Annotated in this window: 19 protein-coding genes and 1 pseudogene; 3 read left to right on the top strand and 17 right to left on the bottom strand. The window is 35.0% G+C overall.

The window, feature by feature from the left end; all coding sequences use genetic code 11:
* Both GA0061080_RS10340 and GA0061080_RS10335 read right to left on the bottom strand, forming a co-directional pair.
* The coding region (locus GA0061080_RS10340) for an IS3 family transposase (protein ID WP_141683139.1) at window positions 1–197 on the bottom strand (197 nt) is incomplete at its 3' end.
* Window positions 198–280: 83 nt separating this feature from the next.
* On the bottom strand, window positions 281–583 hold the full coding sequence (locus tag GA0061080_RS10335) for a transposase (protein WP_091125198.1): 303 nt from the start codon (window positions 581–583) through the stop codon (window positions 281–283).
* Window positions 584–908: 325 nt separating this feature from the next.
* On the opposite strand from GA0061080_RS10335, the gene GA0061080_RS10330 reads away from it, so the two are divergent.
* Both GA0061080_RS10330 and GA0061080_RS10325 read left to right on the top strand, forming a co-directional pair.
* A complete protein-coding gene (locus GA0061080_RS10330) occupies window positions 909–1871 on the top strand; it encodes an aldo/keto reductase (RefSeq protein WP_091125194.1) in 963 nt (320 codons plus the stop codon).
* Between the two features lie 226 nt (window positions 1872–2097).
* Window positions 2098–2433, top strand: a complete 336-nt coding sequence (locus GA0061080_RS10325) for a zinc ribbon domain-containing protein YjdM (RefSeq protein ID WP_091125190.1) — start codon at window positions 2098–2100, stop codon at window positions 2431–2433.
* Between the two features lie 156 nt (window positions 2434–2589).
* On the opposite strand, the gene fliR is transcribed toward GA0061080_RS10325, so the two are convergent.
* From fliR to fliF, 13 genes are all read right to left on the bottom strand, one after another.
* On the bottom strand, window positions 2590–3384 hold the full coding sequence (fliR, locus tag GA0061080_RS10320) for a flagellar biosynthetic protein FliR (RefSeq protein WP_091125187.1): 795 nt from the start codon (window positions 3382–3384) through the stop codon (window positions 2590–2592).
* A 5-nt stretch (window positions 3385–3389) separates the two neighbouring features.
* A complete protein-coding gene (gene fliQ, locus GA0061080_RS10315; RefSeq protein WP_065635282.1) occupies window positions 3390–3659 on the bottom strand; it encodes a flagellar biosynthesis protein FliQ in 270 nt (89 codons plus the stop codon).
* Window positions 3660–3667: 8 nt separating this feature from the next.
* Window positions 3668–4405: a flagellar type III secretion system pore protein FliP gene (gene fliP, locus GA0061080_RS10310; RefSeq protein WP_091125184.1), complete on the bottom strand. Its 738-nt coding sequence runs from the start codon at window positions 4403–4405 to the stop codon at window positions 3668–3670.
* Window positions 4406–4411: 6 nt separating this feature from the next.
* The gene (fliO, locus tag GA0061080_RS10305) at window positions 4412–4843 is read right to left on the bottom strand and encodes a flagellar biosynthetic protein FliO (protein ID WP_091125182.1); all 432 of its coding nucleotides are present in this window, start codon (window positions 4841–4843) and stop codon (window positions 4412–4414) included.
* Window positions 4843–5223: a flagellar motor switch protein FliN gene (gene fliN / locus GA0061080_RS10300; RefSeq protein ID WP_091125179.1), complete on the bottom strand. Its 381-nt coding sequence runs from the start codon at window positions 5221–5223 to the stop codon at window positions 4843–4845. Before fliN ends, fliO begins: the two co-directional genes overlap by 1 nt.
* Window positions 5216–6277, bottom strand: a complete 1062-nt coding sequence (fliM, locus tag GA0061080_RS10295; RefSeq protein ID WP_091125176.1) for a flagellar motor switch protein FliM — start codon at window positions 6275–6277, stop codon at window positions 5216–5218. The genes fliN and fliM overlap by 8 nt, the downstream gene beginning before the upstream one ends.
* Window positions 6278–6282: 5 nt before the next feature.
* Window positions 6283–6750, bottom strand: coding sequence for a flagellar basal body-associated FliL family protein (locus GA0061080_RS10290; RefSeq protein ID WP_091125172.1), 468 nt, complete (start codon window positions 6748–6750; stop codon window positions 6283–6285).
* Window positions 6751–6917: 167 nt separating this feature from the next.
* Window positions 6918–8096 (bottom strand): flagellar hook-length control protein FliK, encoded by a 1179-nt coding sequence (locus GA0061080_RS10285; protein WP_091125168.1) that lies wholly within the window; start codon window positions 8094–8096, stop codon window positions 6918–6920.
* Window positions 8086–8547, bottom strand: a complete 462-nt coding sequence (gene fliJ, locus GA0061080_RS10280; protein ID WP_091125165.1) for a flagellar export protein FliJ — start codon at window positions 8545–8547, stop codon at window positions 8086–8088. The genes GA0061080_RS10285 and fliJ overlap by 11 nt, the downstream gene beginning before the upstream one ends.
* A gap of 12 nt (window positions 8548–8559) precedes the next feature.
* Window positions 8560–9933 carry a flagellar protein export ATPase FliI gene (gene fliI, locus GA0061080_RS10275; RefSeq protein WP_091125161.1) on the bottom strand — a complete coding sequence of 458 codons (1374 nt, stop codon included), beginning with the start codon at window positions 9931–9933 and terminating at the stop codon, window positions 8560–8562.
* 1 nt (window position 9934) lies between these two features.
* Window positions 9935–10723 (bottom strand): FliH/SctL family protein, encoded by a 789-nt coding sequence (locus tag GA0061080_RS10270; RefSeq protein ID WP_167349221.1) that lies wholly within the window; start codon window positions 10721–10723, stop codon window positions 9935–9937.
* The gene (gene fliG / locus GA0061080_RS10265; RefSeq protein WP_091125154.1) at window positions 10710–11708 is read right to left on the bottom strand and encodes a flagellar motor switch protein FliG; all 999 of its coding nucleotides are present in this window, start codon (window positions 11706–11708) and stop codon (window positions 10710–10712) included. Before fliG ends, GA0061080_RS10270 begins: the two co-directional genes overlap by 14 nt.
* Entirely contained in the window at window positions 11705–13423 is a 1719-nt protein-coding gene (fliF, locus tag GA0061080_RS10260) for a flagellar basal-body MS-ring/collar protein FliF (RefSeq protein ID WP_091125150.1), read from the bottom strand. Before fliF ends, fliG begins: the two co-directional genes overlap by 4 nt.
* A gap of 253 nt (window positions 13424–13676) precedes the next feature.
* Here fliF and fliE point away from each other — a divergent pair.
* Window positions 13677–13910 (top strand): annotated as a pseudogene (fliE, locus tag GA0061080_RS10255) (flagellar hook-basal body complex protein FliE); the annotation flags it as partial.
* A 164-nt stretch (window positions 13911–14074) separates the two neighbouring features.
* Here fliE and GA0061080_RS10250 read toward each other — a convergent pair.
* Together GA0061080_RS10250 and GA0061080_RS10245 are read right to left on the bottom strand one after the other, a co-directional pair.
* Window positions 14075–14365 (bottom strand): hypothetical protein, encoded by a 291-nt coding sequence (locus tag GA0061080_RS10250; RefSeq protein WP_091125143.1) that lies wholly within the window; start codon window positions 14363–14365, stop codon window positions 14075–14077.
* A gap of 38 nt (window positions 14366–14403) precedes the next feature.
* On the bottom strand, window positions 14404–14557 hold a 154-nt coding region (locus tag GA0061080_RS10245; RefSeq protein ID WP_141683138.1), incomplete at its 5' end, for a transposase.

The following is a 14557-nucleotide window of genomic DNA, read 5'->3' as shown; positions in this document are numbered from 1 at the left end:
GATTGATAACGTTTAACGGTGTATTTTGATACCAGCAATAAGGCTTTCATCACCCGAGCAATGTAACGGCGTGACACCCAAATATTCTCTTTCTGTAAATCAAAATGAATTCGTCTTGTACCATAAGACTGATAGCTCTGATTAAATAGCGTCACGATTTTATCGGCATAAAGCCCTACTGATTTTTGTCTATTCAATTTACACTGATAATAAGCGTAATGTCTTGATAATCCTAAATATTGACATAGTTTTGTTATGCTATAACGATGTCGATTTGCTTTTAGGATAGCGATTTTCGCCCTATTATCAGTGCTGCTTGCTTTAGAATATCGTTTTCCATACGTAGCTGTTTAAGCTCTTTACGCAAAGCGATTAACTCTTGTTCTTGTGGACTGCGATTATCTTTTGTTTTAAATGAGCCACTTTGGCTTGCTTGCGTTATCCAACGGTCTAGTGCTGATGGTGTCAAATCATATTCGGCAACGATTTCTCTACGTGATTTACCATGTTGATAAAGACTACTAACCATTTGGTGTTTAAAATCATCTGTGAATGTTCGTCTTTTGCGTTTAATCTTATTCATATTTGTTCCTTTTTTAGTTGTGATAAGTTTACCTTACCCCTTAAAAAAGTTGTATGATTTAGTGTAGCCGATCTAAGTCAAGCCTCGAACATATTTCCGTTAAAAGAAAGCCTTTAGCCAATTATTCTAAATGTCTATTAATACTTTTACTATTTACAGTTATACATAAGGTTGTTATTAGTGAATTTAATTCATGATACTATCAATTAGAAACTTATTTATTTAAATAAATATAAGGGTTAGAATAATTTATCGAAAATATATTATTCGCTTATTGTTAGAAGGATAAAGTTTATTCAAATTAATTTTTACAAGGGTGGATTTTATGGAATATGTACAACTTGGTAATTCTGATATTCAAGTATCTCGTTTTTGTTTAGGCTGTATGAGTTTTGGTGACCCAGCTAGCAAAATGCACGCATGGACCCTTAATGCTGATGAAAGCGAGGCCATCATTAAACACGCACTTGATTTAGGCATTAATTTTATTGATACCGCAAATACTTATTCAGCAGGAACTAGCGAAGAATATTTAGGACGGGCAATCAAAAAAAATATTTCTCGCGACAAAATCATATTGGCAACAAAAGTCTATTTTAACGAAGGACACCTATCAAAAGCCGCAATTGAAAGGGAAATAGACGGATCTCTTAAACGACTTGGCACTGACTATGTTGATTTATACATCATTCATCGCTTTGACGATACAACACCAATGGAAGAAACAATGGAAGCTTTACACAATCTTGTCAAGGCAGGAAAAGTCAGAGCTTTAGGAGCTTCGGCTATGTATGGATACCAATTTTATAACATGCAACTTGTGGCGAAGCAAAATGGTTGGACGCCTTTTATTTCTATGCAAAATCACTACAATTTACTATATCGTGAAGACGAACGTGAGCTTATTCCTATCTGCCAACAATTTAATGTCTCTTTAACACCCTATAGCCCTTTAGCCGCAGGCAGACTTGCTCGTTTAGAGTGGCAAGCCGACACCTTACGCAGCCAAACCGACCAAGTCGCCAAGTCTAAATATGACAGCACGCAAAAAGCCGATACCAGCATTGTACAAAAGGTTAATGAGCTTGCCGAAAAATATGGGGTAACCATGACACAAATAGCACTAGCGTGGCAATTTGCTAAAGGAGTGACAGCACCAATTATTGGAGCGACTAAAACTAAATATCTTGATGATGCAGTTGGAGCTATTAAGATTTCGTTATCGGAAGATGATATTGCTTATTTAGAAGAGCAGTATATACCGCATCGTATTGTTGGGGCGATTTGATTAATAAAGAAGAAAGATGGTTGTTTTTTATAAAAACAACCATCTAAAAATACTAATAAAGTAAATAATTTTTATGAGTTATTTTTAGTTATTTTAAATAATAACTATTCAGATAGTAACGATGTATAAAAATACCTAATATAAACTTAGTGCTGAATGCTATGACTTAACAACGTTTTTTGCTATAGTAAGCGTCATTTTATTTAATTCGGAAAAATTATAACCCATGGAATCTATACCTAATTGCCCTGTTTGCCAGTCTAAACACACCTATCACGATGGTACTTTTTATGTTTGTCCTGAATGTGCGCATGAATGGGATCCAAACGAAGTTGGGGCTTCTGATGATGGATTACAAGTCAAAGATAGTAATGGTAACTTACTTGCCGATGGTGATGATATTATTTTGATTAAAGATCTTAAATTAAAAGGATCATCAACGGTACTTAAAAAAGGCACTAAAGCGAAAGGCATTCGTTTAGTCGAAGGCGATCACGAAATCGATTGTAAAGTTGATGGTATGAAGATTATGCTAAAAGCCTGCTTTGTTAAAAAGGCTTAATAGAAACAAGCTAAATACTATGTCAATTCTGGCCTATCAGTATTGACATAGTATTTTTAACATAATGGCTTAATGCGATTTATTGCTAAAAAATCGGTCAGGAAAAGTGTTGATTTTATTGATGCTTTTTCTTTTTAATTCAATACGTTATAAGCATCACCACCTTAAATACCACAATACGTTCGAAATTCTTTCAAACATTTGTTCAAAAACAAATTCTACAAATGTTGGTAATGTTGTCATTAGGTAAGTGAGCATATATAATCCTAATAATAGCGTTGCTGGGTAGCCGACAACAAATATTGATAATTGTGGTGTCATTCGGTTAAGTAGCCCTAGTGATATATTGACAATTAGCAGTAAGGTCATTAAGGGAAGCGCTAGCATAATACCGTTAATAAATAGTAATCTGCTAATTTCAATCAGTACCAAATAACCATTTTCCTGTAATGGAATTAGTCCAATGGGAATAATATCAAAACTGTTTGATATGCCATATAGTAGCCATAAATGTCCATCAAGATTCAAAAACGTTAATAACGAAATAAGGTTTATTAGGCGTGATAATACCGATGTCGATGGCCCACCGATTGGGTCAAAAAAAGTTGCCATTCCTAGCCCCATTTGCATACCAATCAATTCACCAGCAAACCTCATGACCATAAATGCCAATTGCATAGTAAAGCCAATTAGTACGCCAATCATGACTTGTTGAACTGTGATCATAACACCCATCAAAGAATATATTTTGATGCTGTTATCAAGATTTGGTAGCGGTAGTAAAATGGTAATAAGTAAAGCTAGGCTTATTTTAACACGGTTTGGGATCTCTTTTTCACCAAAAATAGGCGCAGTCGTAATTAACGCTAATATACGCACAAAAGGGAAAAAACTATTTTGCACAAAAGAAAAGAAATCAATATTAAATAAAGTATTACTATCAAAATCCATTATATTTAATGCGTTAAATTAGGTATGTCAGTAATGACTGTTTGTAAATAGTCAATCATGGTTGATAACATGGTTGGTCCCCATAGGGTTAAGACTACAACGACAGCAATAATTTTAGGTATAAATGATAATGTCATTTCGTTAATTTGTGTTGCTGCTTGCAATAAGCTAATAATAAGCCCTGTAATTAAAGCTGCTAGTAATATTGGCCCTGCAAGTGATGCAGCAACTTTTACTGCTTGTATTGCTAAGGTACTTATATATTCTGGTGACATGGTGAGACTCAACTAAAAAAGCTTTGCGCTAACGATCCTAGCAATAGATGCCATCCATCAGCCAATACAAATAACATTAATTTAAACGGTAGAGACACAGTTGCCGGTGGTACCATCATCATACCTAATGCCATAAGTGTGCTAGCAACTACAAGGTCAATCACTAAAAAAGGAATAAAAACAGTAAAGCCAATTTGAAATGCCGTTTTTAATTCACTTACTACAAAAGCAGGAACAAGTACTCTTAATGGAATATCGTCACGGGTTTGAATGTTATTGGTGTGAGACATGTTGACAAACAGTGCTAGATCGTTTTCTCGAGTTTGGGCTAACATAAATTGTTGTAATGGTTTGGCTGCTTTAGTTAAGCTTTCTTGCATAGTGATTTGATTTTGCGAATAAGGTACATAAGCATCTTCATAAATTTTATCAACTACTGGTGACATAATAAAAAAAGTCATAAAAAGTGCAATTCCCAAAATAAGTTGATTGGGTGGTGCCGATTGTGTGCCAAGCGCATTGCGTAATAACCCTAGTACAATAATGATGCGTGTAAAGCTGGTCATCAATAGTAATATGATAGGGATAAAAGTGAGTAGGCTTAAAAATACTAATGTTTCAACAGGTAATGCCCAACCTTGCCCACTACTGAGTGGTTGAGCTATAGCAGATAGTGCTGATGTTTCCGCATAACTTGGTAGACTAAATAACAATAAGCTTAGCAAAAGAGTTAAATTTAATCGCACTTGTTGTTACTCCTTTTTGGTTTTCAACGCAGCTTGTAATATTTGTTGAAATGCATTACTTTGAGCCGAGTTTTTACCTGTCACATTTTGTTTAAGTAGCGTTTGAGTGCGTTGTTCATCAATAGTGTGAAGTAGTGTCATTTGTTGTGACGTAACTCCAACCACTAATAATTGGTTATCAACATGAACCATAATAATGCGTTCTTTCGGAGTAATGTTGTAGGTCGCTTTGATATCTAACCATTGGTGGGATTTTTTTTTCCAGCCCATTCGTTTAGCTAGCCATCCACATAATAAAATAAAACCAATGACCACAATTAGCATTAGCCCCATTGATGATCCTACTTCGGTATAGATATTTAATTCAGAAGATGGCGCCAATAAGGTATTTGTTGTACCAACAGTTGGTTGTTCTAAATGGGATTGTTTGCTTGTCATTAGCGGCTCAATCTTCTTACTCGTTCTGCTGGAGTAATAATGTCGGTAATGCGTACACCGTAGTTATCACCCACAACAACAATTTCACCTTGCGCAATTAAGTAGCCGTTAATTAATATATCTAATGGCTCACCTATTTGACCATCTAAAGCTATGACCGATCCTTGGGTTAGATTTAAGAGATCTTTAATAGTCATTTTGGTTCTGCCTAATTCAACACTTAAATTTACAGGAATATCAAGGATCAAATTGATATCATTTTTTTTATCTTCTGCTTGTTGTGGCGATAGTGTTTCAAAAATAGCGTCTTTAGCATTGAGTTCGTCGCTAGCTAGATTAGTGGGTTGTTTGTCATCACTATTTTGTTTGATATCAGTCATTAAAAACTCCTTCATTCAGTTGCTCTAATACAGGGTTAATAACCTGTTCAACTTGAATTGCATATTGTTTATTCATTTTGCCATAATTTCCCGTTAAGATAGGTACCCCCCCTACGGTGACATCAAGACTTGTGGGTTTTTCGATCATTAAAACATCATTAGTCTTTAAGGCTAATAATTTGGCTACAGATGTATTTATCGTAGCAAAATTAGCAACTAATTCGACCGCAGATTGTTTGATTCCGCTAGTTAGGGAGCTCATCCAAACGTTATCATCTTGGTAAGTTTGTTGTTCAATCGGTGGTTTAATAAGTAGCTCTTTGATAGGTTCAACCATTGAATAAGGAATGCAAACACAAAAAGTTGCTTTACTATGACCGACTTCAACCTTAAAGTTGCTTATTAATACAATATCATCAGGTGAATTGGTGATATTAGTAAATTTACTTTGCATTTCAGAGCGAATATATTCAGTTTCAATCGAGTAAACATCCGCCCATGATTTTTGATAAATCACTAACGCTAACTCTAAAATTTTTTTAATAATTTGCTGTTCTGTGTGAGTAAATTCTCGTCCTTCTGTTTCGATTTCAGTTTTATGCCCATCGCCACCAAATAAGGAATCAACAATAATAAAAACCAATTCGGGCGAAAATGAAAATAAGCTCGCTCCCCTTAATGGGTTAAGATGGACTAGGTTTAAATAAGTTGCTGGCGAAATTTCAGAAAACTCTTTAAATGTAAGCGGCTCAATGGGCGAGGCAATCACATCAGTATTACGACGCAACCGATTAAATAAGCCAATTCGAAATTGCCGAGCAAAACGTTCATTAATAATTTCTAACGCAGTTAAGCGCTCAGGAATAAAGCGATGTCTAACTGATAGATCATAAGGCCTTACATCGGGAGATTTATCTAATGTAGGGAAATTAAATGAAGCGTCAACCTCTAAATTGTTTTCAGAATTTTCTTCAGTTGTTAATGAACAATCTAAGGTTTGCTCCTCATTATTATTTTCATCAAGGCTTGTTGTTGATTCATGCTTATCAGACATGTTAATCACCGTATAATAAAATCAGTAAATAGCACTTCATCAATCTTAACAAGATGTTTTGCATCATATTGTCGAGATAAGGCAGTTTTTATCTGCTCTTGTAAATCGTTTTTTCCTTTTTCTTGTTTTAGATTATTAACATATTGTTTTGAAGTTAAAAGCAGTACATCGCTTCTTACTTCGGGTAAATAGTCTAATAACACTGTTTTTTGGTCTTCATTCGCTACACGTAACACAATACCAACATAAAGGATTTTGTTGATGTCGATATGCTCCTGAGAAACAGGCAATGAAATAGTAAATGGCTTTAATGTTAAAAATACGGGCGATGTAACTTCGGGTTCTTCCGGTTCTTTAATTGTGCTGTGTGAACCTTTTTGAAACCACAAATAAGCTGCAGCGCCTACTGCTAACAGTGTAATAAGAATAAGAACTAAATTTAAAATACTTAATTTCTTTTTGGTTGTCGGCATATTTATTCTTGTCTCTATAATATTTAAAAAGATCTACAATTCATTTAGTGTCTATAGCAATAAGAATAATAAATCATATTTTTAAAATTGATTTGAAGAATAGGCAATAAAACATCACCTATTTAAGCGTTTTAATCTATTGAGCTTGATAAATTGTATATTAATGTTTAAGCAAGAACGCTGATTCCTGAGCTTAGCGAGCTGTTTTCCAAAAATATGGGCTCAATATTATCATCTGTCGTATCAAGTGATATTTCTCTTTGCAGTTGGCTATTTTTTGGGGAGTGATGCATGGCAGATTGCTGTGAATCGTTCATCATCGAAAAGTCACCAATATTGGTCTGTTCAAGTGTAATACCTTGATGTTCTAGTGATGTTTTTAAAAAAGGTAATGCTGATTCTAACATCCCCTTAACAAAATGATGTGCTGCCATCATATGCAGGTTCATTTTATCGTCATTTATTTCAAGTTTAATGTGCAAAGATCCTAATTCTTTAGGCTGTAGTTTAATTTCGGCAGTTTTAATATTTTGGCGATTAAACATCACAATTTGCTCAGTTAAAGAAGTTTGCCATTGTTCACTGTTAACTTGCGTTGATAGATTTATTGTCACTGGCTTTACCGTAGTATTTGCTGGCGATAATAACGAACTCTGCCCATTTGTATTAGGTGTTAACAAAAGTTCTTTATTGTGATGTCTAGTCATATCTTGACCGTGATTGTTAGTTATAAGTTGAGCTTGGAAATTGTCTATTTTTTGAGTGATATCATTCGCATTTTGCTTGTTTTTTGTTTGATTTATATTAACGTTAACCTCACCTTTAATGTTTATAGCTTGCTTACGAGTATGTCCTAACTTTACCTCTTTTTTATCATCCGCTAATGACATGACATCGATTTGTGAGTTTGTCTTATTAATTAAGTTTTCACTACCATAAATAGAAGAAAGCAATTTCGTTGCCTGCTCATTTGTTGCTGTATCGGTCGATAAATCACCTAATAAATCAGTATTTACGTTAGCCGTCATTAATGAACTTTGATCAATCTCAATATCACTATGTTGTGCTACATCAAGCAATGCACAATGCATTTGCTCTTGTGGTACATTATTAAAAGGATAAATGGCAATAAAAGACATGTTGGCATCGTTGTCATTATCTTCATGTGTTTCATTCTTGCCATTTAGTTTAGTATTAGGTAATTGCTTATCTTGCTCTATTTGGTTTTCACTAAGTTGCAATAATTGCTGAAAACTATCATTATCGTTAGCCATACCATCGGTTTCAACAAGTTCTGATTGACGAGAAGCGGTAAGGTTTAAATCATTAATCAGATTAATATTCATTTAATATTCTCCTTGCTAATTGTAATTGCGCAAATTCATCTGTCAGTTTCTGTTGTAACCGATTCTGCTGTCGTAAATATTGGTTATGCTGTTTGTTTAGTAATGTGTTATAAGTGTTTACATTTTTTTGTGATTGATTAAGGTTTTTTATAATTTGCTTTTGTTTGATATCTAACGATAACAACAATTTTTTTTGTTGCTCAATTCCTTGCTCAATAGAGGCAATAAACGATGTAAAGTTACTTAACTCACTACCTTTTATCCCCTCAGATAAGGCATTATTTAATTTTTGTTGATATTCAACATAATAATCCTTTAAAACATTAAGTTGTGATTGTGCATTTTGTTGATTTTCGTTGGCTTTTTTTAGCTTCATTAAATTATCGTCGACCGACTTTTGTGCCAGTTTTTTTAATGTAGTAAAGGCTATTTTTGATGAATGTTTATTCACAGCACACTACTCCTAACCTGTTAATTGCGGTGCCACAATGTCCGCCAATTGTTGATAGGCATCTTGATAACTACAGTGTTCATAAATACCTTGTTGTAAAAATTTTTGCATTACGGGATATAGCGTTATTGCTTTGTCTAATAAGGGATCGGTACCTGCTACATAAGCACCAACATTAATTAAATCACGGTTTCGTTGAAAGCTTGAAAACAGTTGTTTAAATAATCGTGATTTTTTTTCGTCTTCAGGTGCAGTAAGATCGGTCATAACTCGGCTAATTGAGGCTTCAATATCAATAGCTGGGTAGTGTCCTGATTCAGCAAGTGAGCGTGATAATACAATATGACCATCTAAAATTGCTCTAGCAGAATCAGCAATTGGATCTTGTTGATCATCACCTTCCGTTAATACCGTATAAAAGGCAGTAATTGCACCTTTACCACTTTCGTCATTGCCAGCCCTTTCAACAAGCGCAGGCAATTTTGCAAATACCGAAGGTGGATATCCTTTCGTCGCAGGGGGCTCGCCAATTGCCAAGGCAATTTCACGTTGTGCCATGGCATAACGTGTTAATGAGTCCATAATCAATAAAACGTTAAATCCTTGATCACGAAAGCTTTCGGCAATTTTAGTGGCATAGGCTGCACCTTGTAAGCGCAATAGGGGCGAAACATCTGCAGGTGCAGCAACAACAACCGCTCGGGCTAAACCCTCTTCACCCAATATGTTTTCGATAAAGTCTTTTACTTCGCGCCCTCGTTCACCAATCAAACCAACAACAATGATATCCGCTTGAGTGTAACGCGCCATCATGCCAAGCAAAACACTTTTCCCCACACCTGACCCTGCAAATAAACCCATTCGTTGCCCTTTCCCTACGGTCAGTAACGCATTTATTGCTCTTACGCCAACGTCTAACACCTGATGGATTGGCGTTCGTTGTAATGGATTAAGTGATTTACTGGCTAACCCTGCATACTCAATATGTTCTGGTAAGGGTTTGCCATCTAACGGCTTACCCATAGCATCAACTACTCTACCTAATAACCCCATGCCTACAGGCAATACTTTATGACTAAAGTGTATTAAATCATATTGTTTAGTATAAACTCGTGCACCTAATAAAATACCATCAGTTGATTCAAAGGGCATTAAATAAAGTGTTTGATCTTTAAAGCCAACCACTTCGCACTCAACAGGCTCAATCAGCCCCTCTGTTTGTCGCTCAACTAGGCAGTTAGATCCTAAAGGTAATTTTAATCCTACAGCTTCAAGAACTAATCCCGATGCTTTGACCAAACGCCCATATTGACGAATTAAAGATAAAGACTCAAGTCGCTGTGTCGCTTGGGTAATTTTATCTGACCATAAAGATGAATATTTCATGTTAATGATTATCCCTTTTTACACAGTCAGACATGATTTGCCAATGATTGTTGATACTTGTATCAATTTCATTGGTGTCAGTAAAAACTTTACACCCCCCTATTTCAATATTGGGGTCTGCGATAAGTTGCCACTTATATTGCAGGTTTTCTTCATTAAGCATGGGCTTTAACCATTGCCAATCAGTAGGGTTAAGGTGTAACGACATAGGTTCTGACAAAATTGAACACTGCTCAACCAATATTTTTATCGTATGCATTAGTTGTTTTTGTTTGATTTTAGTAAGACTACCCACTGTTTTTTCGGCAGCGATTAACGCTAAATCAAACAACTTAGGTACGATTAATTCATCAATATCATTAATTGATTGCGCAAAGTTATTGGATATATCAGTTATAGCGTGAACTGTTTTACATCTTTCATCATTGAGCTGCTGTACAATCTGCTCTCGTCCTTCTTGTTGCCCAAGAAGGAAACCTTGTTCGTAACCTACTTTTTTTCCTTCGTCAAAACCTGCCTCTCGTCCTAAATTAAATCCCTCTTGATAGGCTTGTGTTTCAATTTCCTGCTTTAATTGTTCTAATGTTTGTTGAGTAACTACGAGTTCTGAACTTTCGGTATTAAATTCTGATTCTGGCTTTGGCTCAATCTCAAGATCAGGCTGTAACACATTAACTTCGGTTTGTTCTAACTCTTTGCTTTCGATTACATTTGATAGCGAACATGTAGCTAAGTCCCGAAAGTTTAGTGGTTGCCAGTCTAATTTATCGGATTGGTTATACGTATTCATCATCACCACTAGTTAAGATCATTTCGCCACTTTCTGCTAATCGACGCGCAATAACCAAAATTTTCTTCTGTTCGGTTTCAACTTGCGATAAGCGTACTGGCGGTCTGTTTTCAAGATCTTCACGTAAAATCGACGCAGCGCGTTGAGACATGTTACTTAACAGTTTGTCACGTAGTGCCGTCGATGCGCCTTTTAATGCAATGATGAGTACTTCATTATCGACTTCTTTAAGTAGACGTTGGATACTTCTGTCATCAACTTCAACAAGATTTTCAAACAAGAACATTTCATCAATAATTTTCTGTGCAAGCTCGACATCATAATCACGCAATGAGTTGATAACTAGCTCTTCTTGCTGCGACTTCATTAAATTAATAATTTCAGCCGCTGTACGGATTCCTCCCATATTATTCAGTTTAATATTTTGACCATGTAATAACGTTGATAACGATGCTGATAACACTTTAAGTGCTGATGGCTCAACACCACCAAACGTGGCTATTCGCAACATAACGTCATTACGTAACTCATCATCAAATAGATTCAAAATTTCAGCGGCTAAATCACGATTTAAATGTACTAATATTGTCGCAATAATTTGTGGGTGCTCTTTTTTAACAAGATCAACTGCTCGTGCAGCATCAACAAAGTTCAGCATTTCAAGGCCATCGGTTTCTTCTTTTCGATCGGTATTTAATAGATCGTCAAGTAAACGTTCGGTTTTTTCACTACCAATGGATTTTTCGAGTATTGTACGTAAGTATCCATCAGTATCTGTATTTAAAACAGCACAATCATCAAGTGTTCCTTGGCACTCATTAAGTATACTTTTCAACTGTTCTTGAGAAAGCTGAGGCAATGACATCATTGCACTACTAATTTGTTGTACTTCTTTCGAACTTAAATACTGCATCACTTTTGCAGCTAGCTCTTCACCTAATACCATTAATACGGTGGCAGCTTTTTGAGATTCACTTAAATTCATTGTTCTGTGTCCTCCTTACTGATCCAGCTACGAATTATTAATGCCATAACACGAGGATCTTTTTCAACAACTTTGCGGATGTATTGCTGTTGTTGCATGTTATCTTCAAATATTTTTTGCTGCTGTTTACTGTGCGCTTTATAATCTAATTTTTCCTCAACAACGGCTGATGCGTCAGTAGTTTTATCACCCCAAATTAGATATTGTCGCTGTACTTTTATCCATAGTGAACGCAATACTTTTCGCCAGATTAACCAAATAAGCAAAATATAAATCAGATATTTACCAATATTTTTAGCCATTTGATAAAATTCATTGGTCTTCCAAAATGCAAGGCTGTTATCTTCATCTAATTGTTGAGCGGTGAATTTTAAGTTGGCTACGGTGAGTGAATCGCCACGCAAATCTGAAAACCCCATCGCTTGGCGGGCTAACAATTCAATATTTTTAAGTTCATCATTATCTAGCTTTACCCATTGTTGAGTACTTTCTGACTCCTGACTGTCATCTGATTCCGATTTGCTATCACTTGATTCGGTTTTGACAAATTTATAATTAACTAAAACGGCAACAGATAAGCGTTTAATTCGTCCTTCCGGTATTTGACTATGTATAACTTGTCGATTTACTTCAAAGTTGACAGTATTATTTGATTGTAGGTTGTAAGATTGCGCTTTATCTGTTTTTTCAGTCGATACGGTTTTTGTTTCATCTGCATCAATCGGTGCATTAGAAGTTGGCAGTGGTTGGTTAGACAAAGCGCCAGGCACGCCACCTATACCATTACTATTGGCTGATTGTTGGTTTGCTATTTGTTGCTTACTGCGGATAGTTTGATTCGCAATATCGCTATTAGGATCATAAGTTTCTGATGTTGATTCTTGTCGGCTAAAATCTACATCTGCATTGACTTGTACCTTAACATTATTTTTACCTAAAATAGGTATAATAATTTTTTCCACTCGTTGACGAATACTTTCTTCAATCCGTTCACTAAATTCGAGTTGAGCAACATTCGTATTTCTGTTTCGATAACCTTCACCCGTTAATAAATGACCATGTTGATCGATGATAGTCACTTTATCAGCCTGTAATTCAGGCACACTACTTGAAATTAAGTGAATAATAGCATCGATTTGACCTTGTGATAAACTTCGGCCTGGTAGTAAAGTCAATGCAACAGAGGCTGATGGAGATTTTCGCTCACGAACAAATAAAGACGGCTTGGGCATTGCTAAGTGCACTCTAGCATCATCTATGCTACTGATAATCGATATTGTTCTGGATAATTCACCTTCTAGTGCGCGTTGGTAATTGATTTGCTCATTGAATTGACTCATACCAAAGCTTTCTTTGTCGAGCAATTCAAAACCAACAGAACCACCTTTAGGTAATCCTTGTTGCGCTATACGTAAACGGGTATCATAAACCTTATCTTGTGGAATTAAGATTGTCGAACCCGAGGCAGAAAATTGATAAGGAATATTCATCTTATCAAGTTGACTAATTATTTCGCCACCATCTTTATCATTTAAATTACTAAATAAAACACTATAAGACTCATCTTTAGCCCATAAATAGATAAAACTAACAATAGCCATTGTAATTACACCTGCAATTAACAATGCCATTTTTTTGTTTTGTTTTAATTGATCGGCAAAAGGCAACTTATTGAAAATTGATTCACCTTTATTATTGACTGTTTCGCTAGCCATAGCATCCTGACTCTAAACTATTTAGATTGACTCTGTAGTTTATTATCCATGTATTTAAAAAATTCAATGGCAAGAAAAGCGCACAGTTTTTCCCTTACTTAAAACCTTTGATTTTTTGTTTTTATGATAAATTTAACGGCAATTGGCAAAATAAACAAAACAAATAACCATCAAGATGAATACAATCAATATGTTAAATTCAATTGAGCTGACAAATTTAAATGAATCAGCCTATATTACTGCAAAAGAGCACGTTGCTGAAAAAAAAAGCTTTGGTTCAGAGCTAAAAACAGCTTTAGATAAAATCAGCCAACTGCAAATACAAGCAAATCAACAAGCTAAAGCGTTTGAGATGGGTGATCCTAATATTTCATTAAACGAGGTAATGGTTAGTATGCAAAAATCATCAGTATCATTACAGTTTGGTATTCAAGTACGGAATAAACTGGTTGCTGCTTATCAAGAAATTATGAATATGAATATTTAACTCATAGCCTCTATTAAATAAGAAATAAAAAACGATATTTTTTTGTGTGGTTATTTTATGTATGATTATTCATTCTTACATAAAATACTATATTTAATCAAAACAGTAATAGATTTTTATGGCCTTATTATAAAAAATCAGGCCAAACTAAACTTCGCTAAAATTTACATTAATCTTGCAATTTCTTGATATTTATCTATTTTATTCTGATAATTGACATGTTTACTAATTAACTCTCTAAGCTGAGAATGACGAGTAATCATTAATTGGGTTAACTGCTGCTGATAGCTAAGAATATTTTTAATATACATTCGAACAATATCCTGATGTTGCAAAGGAATATTTTCAATTTCTGCAAAATCATCAATCAACATAATACCTTTTGATAATTGAAGATATTTAGCTTGCCAACTTAACAATAAATCCCAGTTTTTGTCCCTTGCGTTAATCAACATTGATTAGGGACTGTTGCTCTTTGCTGTACATAAATTACTCAACAATACATTGGCAGCCACATTAACATAAATGCCAGTGATACCATACTGGCATAATTCCTTTCTAACTTATCGTATCTAGTTGATATTGAACGATATTGTTTGATTCTAGCAAAGGCATTCTCGACTAAATGACGATAGCGATAAAGGCAC

This window comes from Gilliamella intestini (genome assembly GCF_900094935.1).
Taxonomy (GTDB): domain Bacteria; phylum Pseudomonadota; class Gammaproteobacteria; order Enterobacterales; family Orbaceae; genus Gilliamella; species Gilliamella intestini.
The sequence above is the reverse complement of the archived record's forward strand: the minus strand, read 5'-3'. Positions and strand labels throughout refer to the sequence as shown.

Coding starts and splice junctions, on each gene's coding strand:
- GA0061080_RS10270 (WP_167349221.1), bottom strand. CDS start 10,723: ATGAATACGTATAACCAATCCGATAAATTAGACTGGCAACCACTAAAC.
- fliO (WP_091125182.1), bottom strand. CDS start 4,843: ATGACAAGCAAACAATCCCATTTAGAACAACCAACTGTTGGTACAACA.
- fliF (WP_091125150.1), bottom strand. CDS start 13,423: ATGGCTAGCGAAACAGTCAATAATAAAGGTGAATCAATTTTCAATAAG.
- GA0061080_RS10290 (WP_091125172.1), bottom strand. CDS start 6,750: ATGCCGACAACCAAAAAGAAATTAAGTATTTTAAATTTAGTTCTTATT.
- fliM (WP_091125176.1), bottom strand. CDS start 6,277: ATGTCTGATAAGCATGAATCAACAACAAGCCTTGATGAAAATAATAAT.
- GA0061080_RS10250 (WP_091125143.1), bottom strand. CDS start 14,365: ATGTTGATTAACGCAAGGGACAAAAACTGGGATTTATTGTTAAGTTGG.
- fliR (WP_091125187.1), bottom strand. CDS start 3,384: ATGGATTTTGATAGTAATACTTTATTTAATATTGATTTCTTTTCTTTT.
- fliG (WP_091125154.1), bottom strand. CDS start 11,708: ATGAATTTAAGTGAATCTCAAAAAGCTGCCACCGTATTAATGGTATTA.
- fliI (WP_091125161.1), bottom strand. CDS start 9,933: ATGAAATATTCATCTTTATGGTCAGATAAAATTACCCAAGCGACACAG.
- GA0061080_RS10285 (WP_091125168.1), bottom strand. CDS start 8,096: ATGAATATTAATCTGATTAATGATTTAAACCTTACCGCTTCTCGTCAA.
- fliQ (WP_065635282.1), bottom strand. CDS start 3,659: ATGTCACCAGAATATATAAGTACCTTAGCAATACAAGCAGTAAAAGTT.
- GA0061080_RS10325 (WP_091125190.1), top strand. CDS start 2,098: ATGGAATCTATACCTAATTGCCCTGTTTGCCAGTCTAAACACACCTAT.
- GA0061080_RS10330 (WP_091125194.1), top strand. CDS start 909: ATGGAATATGTACAACTTGGTAATTCTGATATTCAAGTATCTCGTTTT.
- fliN (WP_091125179.1), bottom strand. CDS start 5,223: ATGACTGATATCAAACAAAATAGTGATGACAAACAACCCACTAATCTA.
- GA0061080_RS10335 (WP_091125198.1), bottom strand. CDS start 583: ATGAATAAGATTAAACGCAAAAGACGAACATTCACAGATGATTTTAAA.